The organism is Streptomyces sp. JH002, from assembly GCF_050916115.1.
Taxonomy (GTDB): Bacteria; Actinomycetota; Actinomycetes; order Streptomycetales; family Streptomycetaceae; genus Streptomyces; species Streptomyces xiamenensis.
The window spans coordinates 5,416,299-5,438,402 of record NZ_CP087989.1; the positions used below are offsets into that span (position 1 = coordinate 5,416,299).

A 22,104-nucleotide genomic window follows, 5' to 3' on the forward strand; every position below is an offset into this window, starting at 1 on the left:
GGGATGATCGGGGTGTTATGGCTGATGACAGGGTTGAGACGAAGGTCAGGACGAGCCCGGCGGGGAGCGAGCGCGCGCTGTTCACGGCGTACGACACCGCGCTGCTGGACCTGGACGGGGTGGTGTACGCGGGCGGCGAGGCGCTGCCGCACGCGGTGGACTCGCTGCGGGCGGCGCGGGAGGGCGGGATGCGGCTGGCGTACGTCACCAACAACGCCTCCCGTACGCCGCGCACCGTGGCCGGGCATCTGACAGAACTCGGGGTGCCGGCCGAGGAGGCCGAGGTGGTGACCTCGGCGCAGGCGGTGGCCCGGGTGATCGCCGAGCGGCTGCCGTCGGGGGCGCGGGTGCTGTGCGTGGGGGGTGAGGGGCTGCGGGTGGCGCTGGCCGAGCGGGGGCTTCGGCCGGTCGCCTCGGCGGACGACGATCCGGCGGCGGTGGTGCAGGGGTACGGCGGTCCCGAACTCCCCTGGGGGGCGCTGGCGGAGGCGACGCTGGCGGTCAACCGGGGGCTGCCGTGGTTCGCGTCGAACACGGATCTGACGATCCCCAGCGGGCGGGGCATCGTGCCGGGCAACGGCGCGGCCGTGGAGGTCGTACGGATCGGGTCCGGGGGGCGGGTGGAGCCAGTGGTGGCCGGGAAGCCGCTGCCGCCGATGCACCGGGAGACGATTCTGCGCACGGGTGCCGAGCGGCCCCTGGTGGTGGGGGACCGGCTGGACACCGATATCGAGGGCGCGTTCAACGGGCGGGTGGACTCGCTGCTCGTGCTGACGGGGGTGACGGACGCGGCGGGCGCGGTGGCGGCCAGGCCCGAGCACCGGCCCACGTATGTGGCGGCGGATCTGCGTGACCTGCTGGTGGGGCAGCCCGCCGTGGTGGCGGAGCCGGGCTTCGGCGGTGGGTTCGGGTGCGGCGGCTGGCGCGCGGTGGCCGGGGAGCGGGCGCTGGAGCTGACCGGGGGCGGGGACCCGGTGGACGCGCTGCGGGCGCTGTGCGCGGCCGGCTGGACGGCGGCCGGGGACGGTGCGTGTGGACTCGACCTGCCGGCGGGTCTTGCCGGGCTGCTGGCCGACCGGCGGTGAGCCGGCGGACGGCGTGGCCCCGGCCGGCGGGGACCGAGCCGTTCGCGTGGTCCCTGCGGCCGGCGCGGGCGATGTCGAGCCGATCGCCGAACTGCGGGCCGTGGTGATGCGCGCGGACCTGGAACGGCTGGGGCGCTATGACGAGCACCGGGTGCGGCAGCGGCTGCGCGACGGCTTCTCGGCTGACCACACGTCGGTCATCGAGGCCGGGGGCGTGTTCGCGGGGTGCGTGACGCTGCGGGCGGAAGCGGAAGCGGGCGGCGGGGCGGACACGCAGGTGCCCGGCTGGGAGCTGGAACACTTCTACCTGGCGCCGGAGTTCCAGGGGCGCGGGCTCGGCACGGCCGTGCTGGGGGCGCTGCTGGCGCGCGGGGACGCGGCCGGATTCCCGGTGCGGCTGACAGTGCTCCGGGGGAGCGCGGCGCGGTGGCTGTACGAGCGGCACGGGTTCACCGTGACCGGCCAGGACTCCGCCGATGTGTTCATGCTGCGGCGGCCGTCGGCGCGGGAGGAATGACGGGCGGCCCGGTACGGGTGTGGCGTGGCCCGTACCGGACCGCCCGGGTCGGCCGGTCGATCGGATCGGCCGGTCAGTCGTTGTCCTCGGCCTTGGCCGGGCCGGTGGAGATCTGGGCGATGAGGTCGTCCTCGGTGGTGCCCTTGCGCCAGTAGCCGGTGAACTTGATGCTCTTGCGGTCGATGCCCCGGTCGTCGACCAGGTGACGGCGCAGGGCGCGCACCGAGCCCGCCTCGCCGGCGATCCACGCGTAGGGGCGCCCGGCGGGCAGGTGGGTGGCGCGTACCGAGTCCAGCAGGGTGGTCTCGTCGTCGCGGACGACCCAGGTGATGTCGGCGTCGGCCTTGGTGCTCAGCTCCTGGCGGTCCTCGTGGTGGGCGACCTCCAGCCAGACCTTCGCGGGGATGCAGGGCGGCAGCCAGTCCAGGATGCCGGCGACGGCGGGCAGCGCCGTCTCGTCACCGGTGATGAGCATCCACTCGGCCTCGGGGGGCGGGCGGAAATCGACCGCGGCGTTGTCCTCCTCGACCGGGCCGAGGATGGCGATGGCGTCCCCGGGGGCGGCCTTCTCGGCCCACCGGGAGGCCGGGCCGCCCTGTTCGCCGTGCAGGGCGAAGTCGATGTCCAGCTCGTCCGGGCCGCGGCGCTGCTCGCGGGCGGTGTAGGTGCGCATGATGCCGCGTTTGGCCGGGTCCATCTGCTGCCAGGCGGGCCACCAGCCCTGTCCGGCGTCCCGGGGGATGGCCACCTCGTGGTCGCCGGGCTGGGGCAGGAAGAGCTTGAAGCGCTGGTCGCGTCCTCCGCTGGCGAGCCGGCCGAGCCGGTCGCCGCCGAGGGTGACGCGGGTGAAGCTGGGGCTGAGCCGGGTCGTTCGGAGCACCTGGAGATCGAAGAACTCGAAGGGCGCGGCGGTCATGTGTCGTGTCCTCTCGTTTCGGTCGTGGGATTCAGCCCGGCGGGCGTGCGGTGGTGCGGTCCACGGGGGCGAGATGTCCGGTGACGCCCGGGGACGGCGCGGTGGCTGTCGCGGTGTACGGGGCCGGGGCCGGGGTTGTGGGCTCCGGGCGGCGGCCCGCTCCCGCCGTACGGCGGCACGGTGCGCCCGGGTCGGCCGGTGGGTGCTGCTCCGGCGAGGTGGGAGCGCCGGGGCGCGGCCGCCGCCCGCCCGGGCAGGCCGTGGCGCGGCGGGAGCGCGGTGCGGGGCAGCGTCATAGGGGCCTGGTCTCTCGGAGAGCCGGAATTGAAGGTTAGGCTAACCTAACTTTCGTGTCGAGCGTGAGGGGCCCCGCGAGGAGTTGTGAGGGACGGGGGAGGCGCTCACGGCGGCCGGTTCCGCGCCGGCGGCGCCTTCGGACCGTACGCGGCTCGCCCCACTCGGACCCGGGAGCCCCGCCCGCCGGCCCCGGCCGGCCGTCGCCTGCTCCCGTGGCCGCTGTCCACCGAACGCCGGGCCGCAGGACCGTGAGGGTGGGGCGACGGGGTTCGCGGGCGGGCAGGCGGTAGCGTCGGGCGCATGGATGAGTCCACGCCCACGCGGCAGCCGGAACCGGTCGAGGTGCCCCAGGAGGACGAGGGGCCGCGATCGCTGGGGATCGGGATCAGCACCACCGGGCACCCGGGTGTGGACGCCGTACTCGCCCGGCTGGCCGACGCCGATCACCTCGCCGTCGGCGGTCATGGGGAGGTGTACGAGGATGTTCACCGCGGGCTGCGTGACACGCTGACCGCGCTCGATGTCCCGCACCCCCATCCCGTGACCCCCAGGAGCTGAACCACCCGTGGCAGCGACCCGCCGACGCCTGTCCCGCCTCGACGCCGAACTGGTGCGGCGCAAGCTCGCCCGCTCGCGCGAGCACGCCAGGACGCTGATCGAGACCGGCCGGGTGTCGGTGGACGGTCTGGTGGCCGCCAAGCCCGCCACCCAGGTCGCCACCAGCGCCGCCCTGCTGGTGCGCGAGGACGCGGACGACCCCGGCTACGTCTCGCGCGGCGGCCACAAACTCGCGGGCGCGCTGGAGGTATTCACCCCGCTCGGGCTGCGCGTGGAGGGCCGCCGCGCGCTGGACGCCGGGGCCTCCACCGGCGGGTTCACCGATGTGCTGCTGCGGGCCGGCGCGGCCCATGTCATCGCCGTGGACGTGGGGTACGGGCAGCTCGCCTGGTCGCTCCAGGCCGACGAGCGCGTCACCGTACAGGACCGGACAAATGTGCGGGAGATGACGCTCGAACAGATTGGCGGGCGGCCGGCGGAACTGATCGTCGGTGATCTCTCGTTCATTCCCCTGGGACTGGTGCTGCCCGCCCTGATCGCCTGTGCCGCGCCCGACGCCGATCTGGTGCTGATGGTCAAACCGCAGTTCGAGGTCGGCAAGGAACGGCTCGGCAGCGGCGGCGTCGTGCGCAGCCCGCTGCTGCGCGCCGAGGCGGTCACCGCCGTGGCGGGACGGGCGGCGGAGCTGGGCCTCGGCGTGCGGGGCGTCACCGCCAGTCCGCTGCCCGGACCCTCGGGCAACGTCGAATACTTCCTGTGGTTGCGCGCCGGCGCACCCGCACTCGACCCCACCGATGTCGAACGCGCCGTGACGGAAGGGCCCCAGTGACCACCATCAACCCGCCGCGTACCGTCTTCCTGCTCGCCCACACCGGGCGGCCGGCCGCCGTGCGCAGCGCCGAACTCGTGGTGCGCGGGCTGCTGTCGCACGGGGTGGGGGTGCGGGTCCTGGCCGAGGAGGCCGCGGACCTGCCGATGCCCGGGCACGGCGCCTACGACGACCGCGTGGAGTGGGTGGAGGCCGGCCCCGGGGTGGCCGACGGCTGCGAACTGCTGATCGTGCTCGGCGGCGACGGCACCCTGCTGCGCGGCGCGGAACTCGCGCGGGCCTCGGGGGTGCCGATGCTCGGGGTGAACCTGGGCCGGGTCGGATTCCTCGCCGAGGCGGAGCGGGACGACCTGGACCAGGTCGTGGACCGGGTGGTCACCCGAGCCTACGAGGTCGAGGAGCGGATGACCCTCGACGTGCTGGTCAGCGACGACGGGCAGGTCATCCACCGGGACTGGGCGCTGAACGAGGCCTCGGTGGAGAAAGCCGCCCGCGAACGGCTGCTGGAGGTCGTCATCGAGGTGGACGGCCGCCCGGTCTCCGGCTTCGGCGGGGACGGAGTGGTGTGCGCCACGCCCACCGGCTCCACCGCGTACGCCTTCTCGGCCGGCGGACCTGTGGTGTGGCCGGAGGTCGAGGCACTGCTGATGGTGCCGATCAGCGCGCACGCGCTGTTCGCGAAGCCACTGGTCACCGCGCCGGGATCGGTGCTCGCGGTGGAGGTGCGCCCGCACACCGGGCCGGGCGTGCTGTGGTGCGACGGGCGGCGCACGGTCGAACTGCCCGCCGGTGCGCGGGTGGAGGTGCGGCGCGGCCTGGTGCCGGTCCGCCTGGCGCGGCTGCACCGGGCGCCGTTCACCGACCGGCTGGTGGCCAAGTTCGCCCTGCCGGTGGCCGGATGGCGCGGCGCTCCGCACTGATGTTCGACCCCGGGCGTCGCCACATCACCCGATGACCTCGTATGGTCGTATCCGTGTTGGAGGAGATGCGGATCAAGGACCTGGGCGTGATCGACGACGCGATCGTCGAACTGTCCACCGGCTTCACCGCGGTGACCGGCGAGACCGGCGCCGGCAAGACCATGGTCGTCACCAGCCTCGGCCTGCTGCTGGGCGGCCGGGCGGACGCCGCGCTGGTGCGTGCCGGGGCCGCGACGGCCGTCGTGGAGGGCCGCATCAGCCTGCCCCCCGGAGCGCCGGCCGCGCACCGCGCCGAGGAGGCCGGTGCCGAACTGGACGAGGGTGCGCTGCTCATCAGCCGCACCATCTCCGCCGAGGGACGTTCCAGAGCGTACGTCGGCGGCAGGTCGGTGCCGGCCGGGCTGCTGACGGAGCTGGCCGACGAGCTCGTCGCGGTGCACGGCCAGACCGACCAGCAGGGGCTGCTGCGCCCGGCCCGGCAGCGCGAGGCGCTGGACCGGTACGCGGGCGAGGCCGTCGCCGTGCCGCTGGCCGGCTACCGCGAGGCGTACCGGCGGCTGCGTGATGTCTCCGCCGAGCTGTCCGAGCTGACCACCCTGGCCAGGGAACGGATCCAGGAGGCCGATCTGCTGCGCTTCGGCCTGGAGGAGATCGCCGCCGCCGAGCCGCGCCCCGGTGAGGACGGCGAACTCACCGCGGAGGCCGCGCGGCTCGGCCACGCCGAGGCACTCGCCTCGGCCGCCGCCGTCGCGCACGGCGCGCTGGCCGGCGACCCCGCCGACCCGGCGGGCGTGGACGCCGGTGTGCTGGTCGGCGGCGCGCACCGGGCGCTGGAGGCGGTGCGCGGCCACGACGCCGAGCTGGCCGAGCTCGCCGACCGGCTGGCCGAGGTGCACATCCTGCTCACCGACGTGGCGGGTGAACTCGCCTCCTACGCCGACGGCCTGGACGCCGACCCGCTGCGGCTCGCCGCCGTCGAGGAGCGGCGCGCGACCCTGGCGCACCTGATCCGCAAGTACGGCGGCGGTCCCGAGGAGACGGCGGCGGGCGACGGCTGCTCGGCGCTGCTGGTCTGGGCCGAGGGCAGCGCCGCCCGGCTCGCCGAGCTGGAGGGCGACGACGAGCGGATCGAGGAGCTGACCGCCGAGCGCGACGCCCTGCGCTCCGAGCTGAGCGTGCTCGCGCAGACCCTCAGCGACGCCAGGGCGGAGGCCGCCAAGCGGTTCGGGGAGGCCGTCACCGACGAGCTGACCCAGCTGGCGATGGCGCACGCCCGGATCGAGGTCGCGCTGCGGCACACCGAGGCCGCGCTGCCCGCCGAGGGCATCGAGGTCGGCGGCCGCACCGTGGCGTACGGGCCGCACGGGGTGGACGAGGTCGAGCTGCTGCTGGCCCCGCACCCCGGGGCCACGGCCAGGCCGATCGCCAAGGGCGCCTCCGGGGGTGAGCTGTCGCGGGTGATGCTGGCCATCGAGGTGGTCTTCGCGGGGTCGGCGCCGGTGCCCACCTATCTCTTCGACGAGGTGGACGCCGGGGTGGGCGGCAAGGCGGCCGTCGAGATCGGCCGCCGGCTGGCGAAGCTGGCGGACTCCGCGCAGGTGGTGGTCGTCACACACCTGCCGCAGGTCGCGGCCTTCGCGGACCGGCATCTGGTGGTGGAGAAGACCAACGACGGATCGGTCACCCGCAGCGGCGTGCAGTCCGTGCACGGCGAGGGCCGGGTACGGGAGTTGTCGCGGATGCTGGCGGGGCAGGAGGACTCCGCGCTCGCCCGTGCGCACGCCGAGGAGCTGCTGGCCACCGCGGCCCGGCTGGGACGCCGCCGGTAGTCCAGGAGAGTGGCGCGCGCTACCGCGATGCCGTCGCGAGCTGGCATTCTGGACGCCCCGCGCGGTGTGTGACCGCGAAGTGACCCAGCACACAGTCGAGGAGAGGAGCGTGCCGGCCATGCCCGTCGTGCCGCCAGTGGCCGGACGTGCCCCGCAGCTGCATGTGGTCCAGCTGCTCGGCGGGGGCAGCGCCGGTACGGGGGCGCATGTGCGCTCGCTGGCGGCGGGGCTCGACGCCCGGGGCGTGCGCGTGACGGTATGCGCCTCCCAGTACGCCGAGCGCCGTTACGACTTCGCCGGCACCGGCGCCCGCTTCATCCCGCTCCCGGTACGGGCCCAGGCGGATGCCGTCCGCACCCTGCGGGCGATCTGCTGCGACGCGGACCTGGTGCACGCCCACGGCATGCGGGCCGGTCTGGTCGCCGCGCTGGCACTGCGGCGCCGCGCGGTCCCGCTCGTGGTCACCTGGCACGCCCGCCCCGGCGACCAGGGCGTACGGGAGCGGCTGCGCCGGCTGACCGAACGCTGGGTGGCACGCGCCGCCTCCGTGGTGCTCGGCGCCACCTCCGACCTGGTGGACCGGGCCCGACGGCGCGGGGCGCGCGACGCCCGGCTGGCGCCGGTGGCGCTGCCCGCGCAGCGCACCGGGCGCAGCCCCGAGGGCGAGCCGCACAAGGTTCGGGCGGAGCTGGGCGTTGTCGACCGGCCGCTGCTGATCGCCGAACAGGGCCACGACCTGCTGCTGGCCGCCGCGCGCGGCTGGCGCGGTCTTGACCCGCAGCCGTTGCTGGTGATGGCGGGGGAGGGGCCGCAGCGCGGCGCCTGGCAGCGGCGCATCGAACGCGAGGACCTGCCGGTGCGGCTGCTGGAGCGCGCCCAGGACGTACGGCGGCTGCTTCCGGTGGCCGACGTGGCGCTCGCCGCGCCGCGCTGGGAGGCCAGGCCGCAGCTGGCGCAGGAGGCGCTGCGCGGCGGGGTGCCGCTGGTGGCGACGGCGGTGGGCGGCGTACCGGAGCTGGTGGGTGACGCGGCGGTACTCATCCCCTACGGCAACCCGGGGGCGCTGGCGAGCGCGGTGCGCACCCTGCTGGAGGACCCGGACCACCGGGCGGCCCTGACGCTGGCGGGCCGTGCCAGGGCCCGTTCCTGGCCGACGGAGGACACGACGGTGGCGCAGGTGCTGAGCGTCTACGACGAGCTGTCCGGCAAGCGGTAGCTCACGGCGGGACGGAGCATCCGTCAGCCCTCGTAGAAGTCCCCGGTTGCCGGGGCGACCGGCCATTTCGCCGCGCCCTGCCGGGACATCGGGTACTTGACGCTGAACAGTTCCCCGGACATGCGGATGTCATTGACCTCCGCGATCACCGTGTTCCCCTCGACCTGGATCTTCGAGGTGCGGATCACGCGCAGCAGTGGAACGCCGGGCGGTAGCAGCAGTGCCGTGGCATCGGACGGGCTGGGCGTCGCCGCGGTGATCTCCTCCTCCCAGGCAATCGGCTGCCCCGCCCACTCCTCGATGCGGTCATAGATGCCCCCGAGCCCGGTGTTCCCTGCCAGGGCCGGCAGTTCGGCCACGACGGCGGGGTGCAGCCAGCTGTCGGTGAGCTGCCGGAACCGCTCGTCGTTCGGGTCGCCATTGAGCCGCTTGCGCACAATGACGGGCTCACCCGCGCCGACGCCCAGGAGTTCCGCGATGTCCGGCGGCGCGGGGACTGTGGCCACCTCGGTGTGCGTGCCCGCGACCAGCCGCCAGTGCTGCACATTGCTGCCGGAGTAGTAGCCGAGGTGGTCCCGGTCCATGCCCCGGGAACGCACCATCCGCGTGAGGGGACGCTCCCGCACGAAGGTTCCGGTCCGCCCGCCCTTGTACTCCACCAGCCCTTCGGCCTTGAGCTGGTTCAGCGCCTGCCGTGCGGTCTGCCGGGACACGCCGTGCTCTGCCGCCAGAGTCTCCATGGTCGGCAGCCGTTCACCAGGTACCACAGCTCCGGTGCGGATCAGCTCCCGCAGCTGGTTCGCGATCTCTTCCGCCGTCTGTGCCATAGGGGGTGACAGCTCCTCTCATCGTCGCTCTGACGTTCGCATCGTCAACGATAGGTGCTAGCACATACTCCTTGACGCGCAAACCCGCCGCGGGCATCATCATGCTACGAGCTAGGTGCTAGCACCTATTCTCCAGTGGGTCCCAGCGGCCTGATTCCGTCATGTCCGCCATCCGTACCGGGGCCCGGCATCGTCAGGTTTCCCCGCATGCGAAGGACGGATCACCATGTCCGAAGACTCCATCCACCCCGAGCCGATGTCAGCCGCCTACTACCTCGACCGCATTCGGCGGCTCAGTCATGTCGTCGAGGACGTCACCGCCGACCGTGATCTGGCACTCCTCCGGGCGTACGAGCGCGGAGCCAGCCACCAGGAGATCGCCCGGCGGGCCGATCTCAAGCCCGCCGAGGTGGAGGCCGTCGTCACCTCTCTCCTCGCGGAGGAGGACATCGCCGACTGGTACGACGGGCCCGACTATCTGCCCGTCTACGCGCGCTACCACTGAGGCGCCGCCCCTACGTCGAGGCGCGCACCACCAGTTCGGCGGGGGTGATCACCGGGGCCGGCGGGGCGGTTTCGGCCTCCGGTGCGGGGGTCAGCCGGCGGAGCAGGAGTTCGGCCATCAGACGGCCCATCAGCTGCACGTCCTGACGGATCGTGGTCAGGGCGGGGTCGGCCCAGGCGGCCGGTTCCAGATCGTCGTAGCCGGCCACCGCCACGTCCCGGGGCACCCGCAGGCCGTGCCGGCGCAGGGTGCGCAGCGCGCCGGTGGCCATCAGGTCGTTGCCCGCGAAGACCGCGTCCAGATCGGGGGAGGTCTCCAGCAGCCGTGCCATCGCGGCCTCCCCGCCCTCCGCGGTGAAATCACCGTGCGCCAGCAGCGCCGGGTCGGGCGCGGTCCGGCCGAGCGCGTCCAGGTACCCGGCGAGCCGGTCCTGCGCCGCGGTCTGGTCCAGCGGTCCGGTGATCACGGCGATCCGTCGCCGGCCGCGCGCCAGCAGGTGCTCCGCCGCCTGCCGTGCGCCGTCGCGGTTGTCCGTGTCCACGTACAGCAGTCCGGTTTCCCGCTCGGCGCCCGGCCAGCCGGGGCGCCCGCCGAAGACCGTCGGCAGTCCGCAGGAGCGGGCCAGCGCCGGCAGCGGCTCGTCGTTGTGCAGCGAGAACATCAGTACGCCGTCCACGTGGCCGCCCGCCAGATAGCGGCCGATGCGGTCGTCGTCGCCGGGCCGCTCCACCAGCATGAGCAGCAGCTGGGTGTCGTGGGCGGCGAGTTCGCGGCCGATGCCGCGCAACTGCTGGGCGAAGAAGGGGTCGGCGAAGACCCGCGCCTCCGGTTCGGCGATCACCACGCCCACCGCGCCGGTACGGCGGGTGACCAGGGAGCGGGCCGCGCTGTTGGGCACGTACCCGAGCGCCGCCACCGACCGCCGGACCCGCTCCCGCAACTCGGCCCGTACGCCGGGCGTTCCGTTGACCACCCGGGAGACGGTGGCGCGCGAGACGCCCGCGTGGGCGGCGACGGCTTCGAGCGTGGGGTGGTGTGCTGACACTTAGGACCCTCTTAAGTCGCGGGCCCTTGACCGTACCGCCCGCCCCCGGCAATGTGCTGGGCAACGACTGAGAGCGCTCTCACCGCTCCCCCCCACGGGACCCGTCCGACGCAACACCGCACCCCCACACGGAAGATGTGCACTGTCATGAGCATGAAAAAAGCAAGGTGGTTCGCGGCCGGGACCGCCGCCGTCACCGCGCCGGCGGCCTCCGCCGCCGTCCTGCTGCCGACCGTGAGCGCCCAGGAACCCGGCACCCTCGCCGAGGTCTGGCGCGCCGGCTTCCCCACCCCCACCGTGGCCACCGAGCCCGGTCATTCCCTGCTCGTCGACTATGTCTCCGTCCAGATCGGTGAGGTGTGATCCCGATGGTCAACCGCAGGAACCTGCTCAAGGGCGCCGCTGCCGGCGCGATCGCCGTCCCGGCCGCCGGACTGCTCGCCACCCGGGCCTTCGGCGGTACGGACACCGCCGTCGCACCGCCCTCGGCCGCCGCCACCCTCCCCGTGCACATCGTCAACAACACGGGGGAATGGGCCAACAGTTCGGTGTACCTGTACGTCGTCGGCAATGTGGACGGCCGTCAGGTGCGGCTCACCCCGGACGGCGCGCTCGCCCCGATCTCGCTCGACGACAACGGCCCGGACGGCTTCACCGACTACGCCATCCCGCTGGCCGGCTCGGGCACCACCACCCTGCACCTGCCCTACATGTCGGGCCGGATCTACACCGCGCTGGGCACCAAGCTCAAGTTCAAGGCGGTGGCGGACGGCAACGGCGCCCCGGCGCTGGCCTACCCGGCGGGCTGGGTACCCAGCGACCCCAACTACGACGTGCTGCACGACTGCGCCGAGTTCACGTACAACGCGGACGGCATGTTCTGCAACGTCACCATGGTCGACATGTTCAGCGTCCCGCTGGACGTCCGGCTCCAGGGCACCGCCGACCAGACCGCGGGGGTGCTCAAGCCCGGCGGCCGGCAGCAGATCTTCACCGAGGTCGGCCGGAACGACACGTACGCGCCGCTGGTGATCGGCGACCGCCGGGTGCTGGCCCCCAGCCACGGCCTGGACGCCGGGCTCTTCCCCAGCGGCTACTTCGACGCGTACATCGACCGGATCTGGGGAGAGGGCCACCAGCTGAACGTCCGGACGAACGAGGGCTACTTCACCGGCCGGGCCAGCGGCGGGCGGCTGGTCTTCAACGGCCCCGCCGAGGTGGCGTTCGACCGTCCCACCACCCGTGACGTGCTGTTCTGCGACGGCACCCTGCACGCCCCCAACGACGGGATGCGCGGCCCGGTGGCCGCCATCCTCGGCGCCGCCCTCAACCGCACCACCGCGCACAGCCACATCGAGCAGCCGGTCACCGACGCCGCCGCGTTCTACCAGGGCGACGTCACCCACCACTACGCCAAGGCGCTGCACGCCGCGATGGAGGACGGCCGGGCCTACGGCTTCGCCTTCGACGACGTCGCCGACTTCGCGTCCTACATCCAGGACCACGCGCCGCAGCAGTTCACGCTCACCCTCAGCCCCTTCTGAGGCGAAGGACCACGCGTCCCCCCAACCGCCGGTGGCCGCCCCCGACTCCGAGTCGGGGGCGGCCACCGGTGCGGTACCGCGGGCGGGCGTCAGCCGCCGTACGCGCCCGAGGCGGTCAGCCGCAGCGCCGTGTCGATCAGCGGCACGTGCGAGAACGCCTGCGGGAAGTTCCCCACCTGGCGCTGCCGGCGCGGGTCCCACTCCTCGGCCAGCAGACCCAGGTCGTTGCGCAGCGACAGCAGCCGCTCGAACAGCTTGCGGGCCTCGTCCACCCGGCCGATCATCGCCAGGTCGTCCGCCATCCAGAACGAGCAGGCCAGGAACGCGCCCTCGTCGCCCTCCAGACCGTCGACACCCGCCTCGTCACCGGCGGTCGGGTAGCGCAGGATGAAGCCGTCCAGGGTGGACAGCTCGCGCTGGATCGCCTCGATGGTGCCGATGACGCGCTTGTCGTCGGGCGGCAGGAAGCCCATCTGCGGGATCAGCAGCAGGGAGGCGTCCAGTTCCTGCGAACCGTAGGACTGGGTGAAGGTGTTGCGTTCCTTGTCGTAACCGTGCTCGCACACGTCGCGGTGGATCTCGTCGCGCAGATCGCGCCACCGCTCCAGGGGGCCGTCCACCTCGCCCGACTCGATGAGCTTGACGGTGCGGTCCACCGCGACCCAGGCCATCACCTTCGAGTGCACGAAGTGGCGGCGCGGACCGCGCACCTCCCAGATGCCCTCGTCCGGCTCGTTCCAGTGGTCCTCCAGGTAGCGGATGAGCTTCAGCTGGAGAAGATTGGCGTGATCGTTGCGGGCCAGGCCGGTCATGTGGCCCAGATGCAGCGCCTCGGTCACCTCGCCGTAGACGTCGAGCTGGAGCTGGCCGGCCGCGCCGTTGCCGATCCGGACCGGCTGCGAGTTCTCGTACCCGGGCAGCCAGCTCAGCTCGGCCTCCGACAGCTCCCGCTCGCCCGCCACCCCGTACATGATCTGGAGGTTCTCCGGGTCCCCGGCCACCGCGCGCAGCAGCCACTCGCGCCAGGCCCGGGCCTCCTCGTGGTAGCCGGTGCGCAGCAGCGAGGAGAGCGTGATCGCCGCGTCCCGCAGCCAGGTGTAGCGGTAGTCCCAGTTGCGCGAGCCGCCGATCTCCTCGGGCAGCGAGGTGGTGGGGGCCGCGACGATGCCGCCGGTGGGCGCGTACGTGAGGGCCTTGAGGGTGATCAGCGAGCGGACCACCGCCTCGCGGTACGGGCCGTGGTACGTGCAGTGGCTGACCCAGTCGCGCCAGAACTCCTCGGTGGCGGCGAGCGCCTCCTCGGGCTGCGGCACCGCCGGCGGCTCCTTGTGCGAGGGCTGCCAGCTGATGGTGAACGCGATCCGGTCACCGGGGGCGACCGTGAAGTCGGAGTAGGTGGTGAGGTTCTTGCCGTACGTCTCGGCCGAGGTGTCCAGCCACACCGAGTCGGGCCCGGCGACGGCGACCGTACGGTCGTCGACCTTGTGCACCCACGGCACCACCCAGCCGTAGGAGAACCGCATCCGCAGCGCCGAACGCATCGGCACCCGGCCGCTGACGCCCTCCACGATCCGCACCAGCTGCGGGGCGCTGTCGTCGCGCGGCGGCATGAAGTCGGTCACACGCACGGTGCCGCGCGTGGTGTCCCACTCGGACTCCAGGATGAGCGAATCGCCCACGTAACGGCGCCGGGTGGCGGGCGGAGGCGGCACGTCCTTGCCGTGCGCGGGCCCGATGCGCCAGAAACCGTGCTCATCCGTGCCGAGCAGGCCGGCGAAGACCGCGTGCGAGTCGAAACGGGGCAGACACAGCCAATCGGCCGAGCCGTCCCGGCAAACGAGGGCGGCGGTCTGCATGTCGCCGATGAGTGCGTAATCCTCGATGCGCCCGGCCACTTGCATCTCCAGTCGAACGGTGGGGCAGCCCCGTGGGACGTGCGTGATGTACGTCGCTCAATTGAGCGTCCGAGCAATATACGACGCCTCGCGGCTCCTCGCGCGCCATCCGTGTACCGCCTGGCTACAGCCCGCTCACTGATACGCTGGTAGCCCGTGGAGCGGAGGGCAGCAGGACCCCCGAGCCGCATCCGACCTCGCGACCACGGGAGCCCGCTTTGGCCACTGTCTCCAGTCCCCACAAGACGACCAAGCACATCTTCGTCACCGGCGGGGTCGCCTCCTCGCTCGGCAAGGGACTCACCGCCTCCTCGCTCGGCGCACTGCTCAAGGCGCGCGGGCTGCGCGTCACCATGCAGAAGCTGGATCCGTATCTGAACGTGGATCCCGGCACCATGAACCCCTTCCAGCACGGCGAGGTCTTCGTCACCAACGACGGAGCAGAGACCGACCTGGACATCGGCCACTACGAGCGGTTCCTCGACGTCGATCTGGACGGCACCGCCAACGTCACCACCGGGCAGATCTACTCCACCGTGATCGCCAAGGAGCGGCGCGGCGAGTACCTGGGCGACACCGTGCAGGTCATCCCGCACATCACCAACGAGATCAAGCACCGCGTGCGGCGGATGGCCACCGACGACGTGGACGTGGTGATCACCGAGGTCGGCGGCACCGTCGGCGACATCGAATCGCTGCCGTTCCTGGAGGCCGTGCGCCAGGTGCGCCACGAGGTGGGGCGCGACAACGTCTTCGTCGTGCACATCTCGCTGCTGCCCTACATCGGCCCCTCCGGCGAGCTGAAGACCAAGCCCACCCAGCACTCGGTGGCCGCGCTGCGCAACATCGGCATCCAGCCCGACGCGATCGTGCTGCGCGCCGACCGCGAGGTGCCGCTGGCCATCAAGCACAAGATCTCCCTGATGTGCGACGTCGACGAGGCCGCCGTGGTGGCCTGCATGGACGCGCCCTCGATCTACGACATCCCCAAGGTGCTGCACACCGAGGGCCTGGACGCGTACGCGGTACGCCGGCTCGACCTGCCGTTCCGCGACGTGAACTGGACCCAGTGGAACGATCTGCTGCGCCGCGTCCACCACCCCGCGCACGAGGTGACGGTGGCGCTGGTGGGCAAGTACATCGACCTGCCCGACGCCTACCTGTCGGTCACCGAGGCGCTGCGGGCGGGCGGCTTCGCCAACAACGCCCGGGTCAAGATCAAGTGGGTGACCTCGGACGACTGCAAGACGCCGGGCGGCGCCGCCGAGCAGCTTGCCGACTGCGACGCGGTGTGCATCCCCGGCGGATTCGGTGACCGGGGCGTGGACGGCAAGATCTCCGCGATCACCTGGGCCCGGGAGAACCGGGTGCCGCTGCTGGGCCTGTGCCTGGGGCTCCAGTGCGTGGTCATCGAGGCCGCGCGCAACCTGGCCGGGATCGAGGGGGCGGACTCCACCGAGTTCGACCGCGCCACCGCGCACCCGGTGATCTCCACGATGGCCGAGCAGCTGGACATCGTGGCCGGTGAGGGCGACATGGGCGGCACCATGCGTCTTGGCCTGTACCCGGCGAAGCTGGCCGAGGGCTCGATCGTGCGCGAGGTGTACGGCGGCGAGCCGTACGTCGAGGAGCGCCACCGGCACCGCTACGAGGTCAACAACTCCTACCGCCAGGACCTGGAGAAGAAGGCGGGGCTGGTCTTCTCCGGCACCTCGCCCGACAACAAGCTGGTGGAGTACGTGGAGTACCCGCGCGAGACCCACCCGTACCTCGTCGCCACCCAGGCCCACCCGGAGCTGCGCTCCCGGCCGACCCGTCCGCATCCGCTGTTCGCCGGCCTGGTGAAGGCCGCCGTCGAGCGAAAGGCCTCCTGACCGACCATGCCCCGCGAACTGCGCGACACCCCCGATGCCTGGCCGGTGAACGCCACCGCCACCCCCTTCACCGGCAACAAGACCAGCGTCCGCACGGACGACGTGGTGATGCCGGACGGGTCGGTGGTGCGCCGCGACTACCAGGTGCACCCCGGCTCGGTGGCCGTCCTGGCGCTGGACGACCAGGACCGGGTGGTGGTCATCCGCCAGTACCGGCACCCCGTCCGCGCCCGGCTGTGGGAGATCCCGGCCGGTCTGCTGGACGTGCCCGGCGAGAACCCGCTGCACGCCGCCCAGCGCGAGCTGTACGAGGAGGCGCACCTCAAGGCCGAGGACTGGCGGGTGCTGGCCGATGTGTACACGACGCCCGGCGGCTGCGACGAGGCGGTGCGGATCTTCCTGGCCCGCGAGCTGTCCGACGCGGAGGGCGAGCGGTACGCGGTCTCCGAGGAGGAGGCCGACATGGATCACGCCCGGGTGCCGCTGGCCGAGCTGCTGAGCGGGGTGCTGGCCGGGGAACTGCACAACAACTGCCTGGTGGTGGGCGCTCTGGCGCTTGCCGCGGCCCGTGCGGGTGACGGTGAGGACGCGTTGCGGCCGGCGCTGGCGCCGTGGCCGGCGCGTCCGTTCCCGGCGTAGGCCCGTACCGGCCGTGCCGTGGTGGCGGGCGCGCGTCACCGGGCGTGTCCGCCCGCTCCGGCCCCGGGCGGGCGGCGCGCGGCGAGGTGCCGTGCGCCGTCCCGTCTCCGGCGAGGGCGCGGCGCCGACCCGGTCCGCGACTCCGCCGGGTGCTCCGCCACCCGGTGCGGATCCGCTGCCCGCACCGGGGTACCGCCGCTCCTCTCCGGTGCCCGCTGCCCGCCCCGCTCACGGCGGAGGCGGCCCGGGACCGGGGGAGGGGGCCCGTGTCCTGGCGGGGCGCACGCCCCCGGTGGCATACGCTGCGCTCACCACTCACCACGCACGCGAAGCAGAGGGCGCGCAGTGACGGAAGCGGCGGTTGACGGGTCCCCCGGCCTCGGGGGACTGCTCGGGCGGCAGAGCGAACTCGCGCGGTTGCGCGCCGACATCGACGGGGCCGGCCTCGACACCATGGCCGGCCGGCCCGCGCCGCGCAGCCGGGTGCTGCTGGTGGCCGGGCGCCCGGGCAGCGGCCGTACCGCCCTCGCCGAGGAGTTCGCCCAGGAGCAGCTCGCCACCGGCCGCTATCCGGACGGCCTGCTGCGCGCCCGGCTCACCGATCCCGGCGGCGAACCGGTTCCCCTGGAACGGGTCACCCGCGAACTGCTGACGGCCCTGGACGTGCCTGCCCCGGCGGGCGCGGACGAGGACGACCTCACCGATGTGCTCCGTACCGCCCTCGCCGGGCACCGCGCGCTGCTGCTGCTCGACGACGTGAAGGACGCCGGACAGCTGGCCGAGCTCATCCCCGACACCCGCGACTGCCTGGTGCTCGCGGTCTCGCGCGGCCCGCTCACCGGCATCCCCGATGTCCGTCCGTGCACCCTGGGCGCCCTGGACCCGTCGGCCGCGCTGAGCCTGCTGCGGCGCGGCGCCGGGGAGATCCGGATCACCGTGGACCCCACCGCCGCCGACCGGCTGATCGTGGCCTGCGGCGGGCTGCCGGCCGCCGTCGTGCTGGCGGCGGGATGGCTGGCGATGCGCCCCGAGTCGACCATCGCCGAAGCTCTGGCCAAGATCACCCGACCGGATGACGCGGACGGCCTGGGCGGCGCCGAGGACCCGGTGGCCCTGGCCTTCCGGCTGGTGTACGCGGCGCTGCCGTCCGGCGCGGCCCGCACCCTGCGGCTGATGGCGCTGGCGCCGTCCGGGGTGCTGGACGCGCACACCGTGGCCGCGCTCACGGGCTGCGCGCTGGGGGCGGCGCGCGGGGCGCTGGAGAACTTCGCGCTGCTGGGCCTGGTACGCCCGGCCCCGCCCGGCGGCGAGCGCGGCGAGTACCGGGTTCCGGGCGCGCTCGACCCGCTGCTGCGGACCCTGCTGCGGACGCGGGAACGACCCGCCGAGGTGTTGCTGGCGCGGGCCAGGATGCTGGAGCGCGCGGTGCGCCGGCTGCGCGCCTGCCAGGCCGTCACCGAGCCGCTGGGCAGCCCGGCCCGGCAGTGGCTGTCCGGGCTGCCGGCGGCGCTGCGCTTCGAGGACCCGGCGGACGCGGCCCGCTGGCTCGCCGCCCGGCTGCCGGCGCTGACCGCCGCCGCCCGGATGGCGGTGGCGGACGGCGGGGATCTCGACACCCTGGCCCGGCGGCTGATCGGGGCGCTGGCCGGTGCCCTGCTGGCGCACCGGGACCGGGACGGCGCGGCCCCCGAGCTGTACCGGCTGCACGAACTCGTGCTCGACGTGGCGACCCGGCGCGATCTCGCGGGGGAGCGCGCGGCGGCCTTGCTGGGCCTGGGCGACCTGGACCTGGCGGCCGGCCGCCCCGTCCTGGCCCTGGAGCGGTACCGGGCGGCGCTGGACGCCGCACGCGCGGACCGGGGTGGTCCGGACGGCCCGCTCGCCGCCCGGGCGCTGGAGTCGGTCGGCGACACCTACGCGGAGCTGGCGGACTGGCAGCGCGCGGCCGACTGGTACGGGCGGGCGCTGGCGATCCAGCAGTCGCGCGACGAGCCCGCGGCGGTGGCCCGGCTGCACGGGCGGATCGGGGCGGCCCTCACCCGCACCCGGCACTGGACCGAGGCGCTGCGCGCCTGGCGGGCGGCGGCCGCGGCGCACCGCAGGGGAGGGGACCGGCTCGGTCAGGCGGCGGCGCTGGCGGATCTGGCCACCGTCCAGGAGTACGCGGGCCGGCCGCAGGAGGCGCTGCGCAGCGGCGAGGAGGCGCTGCGGCTGGCGGGCGAGGCGGGGGATCCGGAGCTGGCGGTGCAGGTGCGGCTGCTGCTGGCGCGGATGGCGGAGCGGATGGGGCGGATGGCCCAGGCGGCCAGGTACCGGGCGGCGGGGTCCGGCGCCGCCCTGGAATCCTCTGCGGTCACCGAGGATGGCTCTTGCGAAACATAGAGTTCACTGGGTGGTGATCGAATGAATGTAAGGCTGGACAGGGATCATCCCTTCATTAGACTGGTCTGACAGCTTTCCGTTCTGCCTTTGGCAATGACGCAAGAGGACCGTGATCGACGTGAAGGTCGGAATTCCCCGCGAGGTCAAGAACAACGAGTTCCGGGTCGCCATCACCCCCGCCGGCGTGCACGAGCTGGTCACCGCAGGCCACCGGGTCGCCGTGGAAGCCGGCGCGGGTCTCGGCTCCGCCATCACCGACGAGGAGTACACCGCCGCCGGCGCCTCGATCGTCCCCACCGCCGACGAGGTGTGGTCCGGGGCCGAACTGCTGCTGAAGGTCAAGGAGCCGGTGGCCGAGGAGTACCACCGGCTGCGCAAGGGCCAGATCCTGTTCACCTACCTCCATCTGGCCGCCTCGCGGGAGTGCACCCAGGCACTGCTGGACTCCGGCACCACGGCCATCGCCTACGAGACGGTCGAGACCGCCGGGCGCGCCCTGCCGCTGCTGGCCCCCATGTCGGAGGTGGCCGGCCGCATCGCGCCGCAGGTCGGCGCCTACCACCTGATGCGCTCGGCGGGCGGCCGGGGCGTGCTGCCCGGCGGCGTACCCGGTACCGCGCCCGGTGAGGCGGTCGTCATCGGTGGCGGGGTCTCCGGCTGGCACGCCACCCAGATCGCCATCGGTCTGGGCTTCCATGTGACGCTGCTGGACCGGGATGTGGCCAAGCTGCGGGAGGCCGACCGGATCTTCGGCACCCGGGTGAAGACCATCGTCTCCAACGTCTTCGAGCTCGAACGGGCCGTGCTCGCCGCCGATCTGGTGATCGGCGCGGTGCTCATCCCGGGCGCGCGGGCGCCAAAACTGGTCAGCAATGAGCTGGTGGCGCGGATGCGCCCCGGAAGTGTCCTTGTCGACATCGCGGTCGACCAGGGCGGCTGTTTCGCCGACTCCCGCCCCACCACGCACGCGGAGCCCACCTTCCGGGTGCACGATTCGGTCTTCTACTGCGTGGCCAACATGCCCGGCGCGGTGCCCCACACCTCCACATATGCCCTGACCAATGCCACGCTCCCGTATATCGTGGAGCTGGCGGGACACGGCCTGACCGGCGCCCTGCGCCGCGATCCGGCGCTGGCCCTGGGCCTCAACATCCATGAGGGACAGGTCGTCTACGGCCCCGTCGCCGAGGCCCACGGAATGCCCCACGCCGAACTGGCCGCGGTTCTGGCCTGATCCGATCGTTCCGTCAACCGGAGGCGTCAACATCGGGAAGATCACATCCTCTTGTCGACACATCGGCTGACAGGAGGGCGCCGGTTTCCCGCCGGTGCCCCTTTCAACCAAGTGGGTACTGCGAGAACGGACCTTGAAACGCCTCTCGCACTCTTGACAGGGGGGTGTGCGAAGCCCGACACATCGGTACCGGTCCGGCGGATTGTGTTGCCGCTGACCGCCGACACGCCATAGAGTCGCCAATCGTCGGCATGGTGCAACGCTGACTCTGTCCAGAAGTTTCCTGATCCCCTAGGAGGTAGGACGACTTGTGAATGAGTCGACAATTACTCCCCGGGGTGGACATGCGGGCAGCGGCTCCGTCGCCGTCCGTACCTTCGCAACTCACCAAAGCCACGCGACCATGACAGCGCCTCAGAGCACGGACGGCCACGACGTGAAAGACGCCGACCGTATCCCCGATGACGCAGAACTGCCCGACGGACAGTTCTACGACCCGGACGCGGAATACGAACCCGACCCCGAGTACGCGGCGACCATCGCGCCCGACGCGGCCCGACAGCGCCGCGAGCGCATCGGCCCCACCGGGCGCCCGCTGCCGTACTTCCCGATCCCCGGCCCGCTCACCGAGCGCGGCCCGGCCAAGATCATCGCCATGTGCAACCAGAAGGGCGGCGTCGGCAAGACGACCTCCGCCATCAACCTGGGCGCGGCGCTCGCCGAATACGGCCGCCGCGTACTGCTGGTGGACTTCGACCCGCAGGGTGCCCTGTCGGTCGGCCTGGGGGTCAACCCCATGGAGCTGGACCTCACCATCTACAACCTCCTGATGGAACGCGGCATGGCCGCCGACGAGGTGCTGCTGAAGACCGCCGTGGCCGGCATGGACCTGTTGCCCAGCAACATCGACCTGTCGGCCGCCGAGGTACAGCTGGTGAGCGAGGTGGCGCGCGAGTCGACCCTCAGCCGCGCCCTGCAACCGCTGCTGCCCGACTACGACTTCATCGTCATCGACTGCCAGCCCTCGCTCGGCCTGCTCACCGTGAACGCGCTCACCGCGGCACACAAGGTGATCGTGCCGCTGGAGTGCGAGTTCTTCGCGCTGCGGGGTGTCGCGCTGCTGACGGAGACGATCGAGAAGGTGCAGGAGCGGCTCAACCCGCAGCTGAGCCTGGACGGCATCCTGGCCACCATGTACGACTCCCGTACGGTGCACAGCCGTGAGGTGCTGGCGCGGGTCGTCGAGGCGTTCGACGACAGCGTGTACCACACGGTGATCGGACGTACCGTGCGCTTCCCGGAGACCACGGTCGCCGGTGAGCCGATCACCACGTACGCCTCCAACTCGGTGGGCGCGGCCGCCTACCGCCAGCTCGCCAGGGAGGTGCTCGCCCGGTGCCACGCCGAGTGAGTCTCCCGGCAGCCGACGAACTGTTCCGCAGCACCGGGGGGTCGGCGGCCGTCCAGTCCTCCCAGCCCGCTCAGCCCACCCAGCCCTCCGGCCCGAACGAGCAGGCACAGCCGCCTTCCTCCGCCGACGGCCCGGCGCCCACGGCGCCGGGCGGCGGAGGCGGCGAGGCCGGTGCCCAGGCCGCGGTGCCGGGGCAGGGCAAACGGCGGTCGGCGCAGCAGCAGCAGCCGACAGCGGCGGCGGGCGCGGGGGCCGCCGCGGCGGGGCCGGGGCAGGCACAACAACAGCCGCGCAAGGGGCGTTCGGCGCGACGGCCGAGCGGGCGCGAACGGCACGACGAGAAGATCACGGTCTATGTGTCCGCCGAGGAACTGATGGACCTGGAACACGCGCGGCTGGTGCTGCGCGGCGAGCACGGACTGGCCGTCGACCGCGGCCGGATCGTCCGCGAGGCGGTCGCGGTGGTCCTGGCGGACCTCGAATCACGGGGCGACGCCAGCATCTTGGTGCGACGGTTGCGGGGCCGCTGAGGCCCACCGCATGACGCGGGCAAGACCGGACGGCCCTTCGCGTCGCGGCAC

Annotated in this window: 20 protein-coding genes; 16 read left to right on the forward strand and 4 right to left on the reverse strand. The window is 73.1% G+C overall.

The genetic code is table 11. The features are described 5' to 3' along the window. Positions 1–17: 17 nt before the first annotated feature. On the forward strand, positions 18–1,085 hold the full coding sequence (locus H7827_RS24850; RefSeq protein WP_432747396.1) for an HAD hydrolase-like protein: 1,068 nt from the start codon (positions 18–20) through the stop codon (positions 1,083–1,085). Positions 1,086–1,191: 106 nt separating this feature from the next. Further along, complete coding sequence (locus H7827_RS24855) at positions 1,192–1,602, forward strand: GNAT family N-acetyltransferase (RefSeq protein WP_432748055.1); 411 nt, start codon at positions 1,192–1,194, stop codon at positions 1,600–1,602. 73 nt (positions 1,603–1,675) lie between these two features. On the opposite strand, the gene H7827_RS24860 is transcribed toward H7827_RS24855, so the two are convergent. Then, positions 1,676–2,518 (reverse strand): siderophore-interacting protein, encoded by an 843-nt coding sequence (locus H7827_RS24860; RefSeq protein ID WP_432747397.1) that lies wholly within the window; start codon positions 2,516–2,518, stop codon positions 1,676–1,678. Positions 2,519–3,115: 597 nt separating this feature from the next. Between H7827_RS24860 and H7827_RS24865 the strand changes: the two genes are divergently transcribed. From H7827_RS24865 to H7827_RS24885, 5 genes are all read left to right on the forward strand, one after another. Beyond that, positions 3,116–3,373: a hypothetical protein gene (locus H7827_RS24865; RefSeq protein ID WP_432747399.1), complete on the forward strand. Its 258-nt coding sequence runs from the start codon at positions 3,116–3,118 to the stop codon at positions 3,371–3,373. 7 nt (positions 3,374–3,380) lie between these two features. Next, positions 3,381–4,202: a TlyA family RNA methyltransferase gene (locus tag H7827_RS24870; RefSeq protein ID WP_432747400.1), complete on the forward strand. Its 822-nt coding sequence runs from the start codon at positions 3,381–3,383 to the stop codon at positions 4,200–4,202. Continuing rightward, a complete protein-coding gene (locus H7827_RS24875) occupies positions 4,199–5,122 on the forward strand; it encodes an NAD kinase (protein ID WP_200368088.1) in 924 nt (307 codons plus the stop codon). Before H7827_RS24870 ends, H7827_RS24875 begins: the two co-directional genes overlap by 4 nt. Before the next feature lie 41 nt (positions 5,123–5,163). Beyond that, a complete protein-coding gene (gene recN, locus H7827_RS24880; protein ID WP_432747401.1) occupies positions 5,164–6,951 on the forward strand; it encodes a DNA repair protein RecN in 1,788 nt (595 codons plus the stop codon). 118 nt (positions 6,952–7,069) lie between these two features. Then, positions 7,070–8,167 carry a glycosyltransferase family 4 protein gene (locus H7827_RS24885; protein ID WP_432748056.1) on the forward strand — a complete coding sequence of 366 codons (1,098 nt, stop codon included), beginning with the start codon at positions 7,070–7,072 and terminating at the stop codon, positions 8,165–8,167. A 23-nt stretch (positions 8,168–8,190) separates the two neighbouring features. On the opposite strand, the gene H7827_RS24890 is transcribed toward H7827_RS24885, so the two are convergent. Then, complete coding sequence (locus tag H7827_RS24890) at positions 8,191–8,994, reverse strand: GntR family transcriptional regulator (protein WP_432747403.1); 804 nt, start codon at positions 8,992–8,994, stop codon at positions 8,191–8,193. Between the two features lie 226 nt (positions 8,995–9,220). Here H7827_RS24890 and H7827_RS24895 point away from each other — a divergent pair, with 226 nt between their 5' ends. After that, positions 9,221–9,499, forward strand: a complete 279-nt coding sequence (locus H7827_RS24895; protein WP_432747404.1) for a hypothetical protein — start codon at positions 9,221–9,223, stop codon at positions 9,497–9,499. Between the two features lie 10 nt (positions 9,500–9,509). Here the strand turns inward: H7827_RS24895 and H7827_RS24900 are convergent, their stop codons facing one another. After that, positions 9,510–10,544 (reverse strand): LacI family DNA-binding transcriptional regulator, encoded by a 1,035-nt coding sequence (locus tag H7827_RS24900; RefSeq protein WP_432747405.1) that lies wholly within the window; start codon positions 10,542–10,544, stop codon positions 9,510–9,512. Between the two features lie 153 nt (positions 10,545–10,697). Between H7827_RS24900 and H7827_RS24905 the strand changes: the two genes are divergently transcribed. Together H7827_RS24905 and H7827_RS24910 are read left to right on the forward strand one after the other, a co-directional pair. Then, entirely contained in the window at positions 10,698–10,907 is a 210-nt protein-coding gene (locus tag H7827_RS24905; RefSeq protein ID WP_432747406.1) for a hypothetical protein, read from the forward strand. Between the two features lie 5 nt (positions 10,908–10,912). Next, positions 10,913–12,088, forward strand: a complete 1,176-nt coding sequence (locus H7827_RS24910) for a beta-1,3-glucanase family protein (RefSeq protein WP_432747407.1) — start codon at positions 10,913–10,915, stop codon at positions 12,086–12,088. Positions 12,089–12,177: 89 nt separating this feature from the next. Here H7827_RS24910 and H7827_RS24915 read toward each other — a convergent pair whose 3' ends face one another. After that, positions 12,178–13,989, reverse strand: coding sequence for a glycoside hydrolase family 15 protein (locus H7827_RS24915; RefSeq protein WP_386538249.1), 1,812 nt, complete (start codon positions 13,987–13,989; stop codon positions 12,178–12,180). Positions 13,990–14,201: 212 nt separating this feature from the next. Here H7827_RS24915 and H7827_RS24920 point away from each other — a divergent pair, with 212 nt between their 5' ends. From H7827_RS24920 to H7827_RS24945, 6 genes are all read left to right on the forward strand, one after another. Continuing rightward, positions 14,202–15,857, forward strand: coding sequence for a CTP synthase (locus tag H7827_RS24920; protein ID WP_030728187.1), 1,656 nt, complete (start codon positions 14,202–14,204; stop codon positions 15,855–15,857). Between the two features lie 6 nt (positions 15,858–15,863). Beyond that, positions 15,864–16,496 (forward strand): NUDIX domain-containing protein, encoded by a 633-nt coding sequence (locus tag H7827_RS24925; protein ID WP_200368096.1) that lies wholly within the window; start codon positions 15,864–15,866, stop codon positions 16,494–16,496. Positions 16,497–16,841: 345 nt separating this feature from the next. After that, positions 16,842–18,878: a tetratricopeptide repeat protein gene (locus H7827_RS24930; protein WP_432747408.1), complete on the forward strand. Its 2,037-nt coding sequence runs from the start codon at positions 16,842–16,844 to the stop codon at positions 18,876–18,878. A 118-nt stretch (positions 18,879–18,996) separates the two neighbouring features. Further along, positions 18,997–20,112 carry an alanine dehydrogenase gene (gene ald, locus H7827_RS24935; protein ID WP_386538305.1) on the forward strand — a complete coding sequence of 372 codons (1,116 nt, stop codon included), beginning with the start codon at positions 18,997–18,999 and terminating at the stop codon, positions 20,110–20,112. A gap of 310 nt (positions 20,113–20,422) precedes the next feature. After that, a complete protein-coding gene (locus H7827_RS24940; RefSeq protein WP_078635192.1) occupies positions 20,423–21,523 on the forward strand; it encodes a ParA family protein in 1,101 nt (366 codons plus the stop codon). After that, a complete protein-coding gene (locus H7827_RS24945; protein ID WP_386538255.1) occupies positions 21,508–22,053 on the forward strand; it encodes a hypothetical protein in 546 nt (181 codons plus the stop codon). Before H7827_RS24940 ends, H7827_RS24945 begins: the two co-directional genes overlap by 16 nt. Positions 22,054–22,104: the final 51 nt, after the last annotated feature.

Coding starts and splice junctions, on each gene's coding strand:
- H7827_RS24850 (WP_432747396.1), top strand. CDS start 18: ATGGCTGATGACAGGGTTGAGACGAAGGTCAGGACGAGCCCGGCGGGG.
- H7827_RS24855 (WP_432748055.1), top strand. CDS start 1,192: ATGCGCGCGGACCTGGAACGGCTGGGGCGCTATGACGAGCACCGGGTG.
- H7827_RS24860 (WP_432747397.1), bottom strand. CDS start 2,518: ATGACCGCCGCGCCCTTCGAGTTCTTCGATCTCCAGGTGCTCCGAACG.
- H7827_RS24865 (WP_432747399.1), top strand. CDS start 3,116: ATGGATGAGTCCACGCCCACGCGGCAGCCGGAACCGGTCGAGGTGCCC.
- recN (WP_432747401.1), top strand. CDS start 5,164: ATGGTCGTATCCGTGTTGGAGGAGATGCGGATCAAGGACCTGGGCGTG.
- H7827_RS24885 (WP_432748056.1), top strand. CDS start 7,070: ATGCCCGTCGTGCCGCCAGTGGCCGGACGTGCCCCGCAGCTGCATGTG.
- H7827_RS24890 (WP_432747403.1), bottom strand. CDS start 8,994: ATGGCACAGACGGCGGAAGAGATCGCGAACCAGCTGCGGGAGCTGATC.
- H7827_RS24895 (WP_432747404.1), top strand. CDS start 9,221: ATGTCCGAAGACTCCATCCACCCCGAGCCGATGTCAGCCGCCTACTAC.
- H7827_RS24905 (WP_432747406.1), top strand. CDS start 10,698: ATGAAAAAAGCAAGGTGGTTCGCGGCCGGGACCGCCGCCGTCACCGCG.
- H7827_RS24910 (WP_432747407.1), top strand. CDS start 10,913: ATGGTCAACCGCAGGAACCTGCTCAAGGGCGCCGCTGCCGGCGCGATC.
- H7827_RS24915 (WP_386538249.1), bottom strand. CDS start 13,989: ATGCAAGTGGCCGGGCGCATCGAGGATTACGCACTCATCGGCGACATG.
- H7827_RS24925 (WP_200368096.1), top strand. CDS start 15,864: ATGCCCCGCGAACTGCGCGACACCCCCGATGCCTGGCCGGTGAACGCC.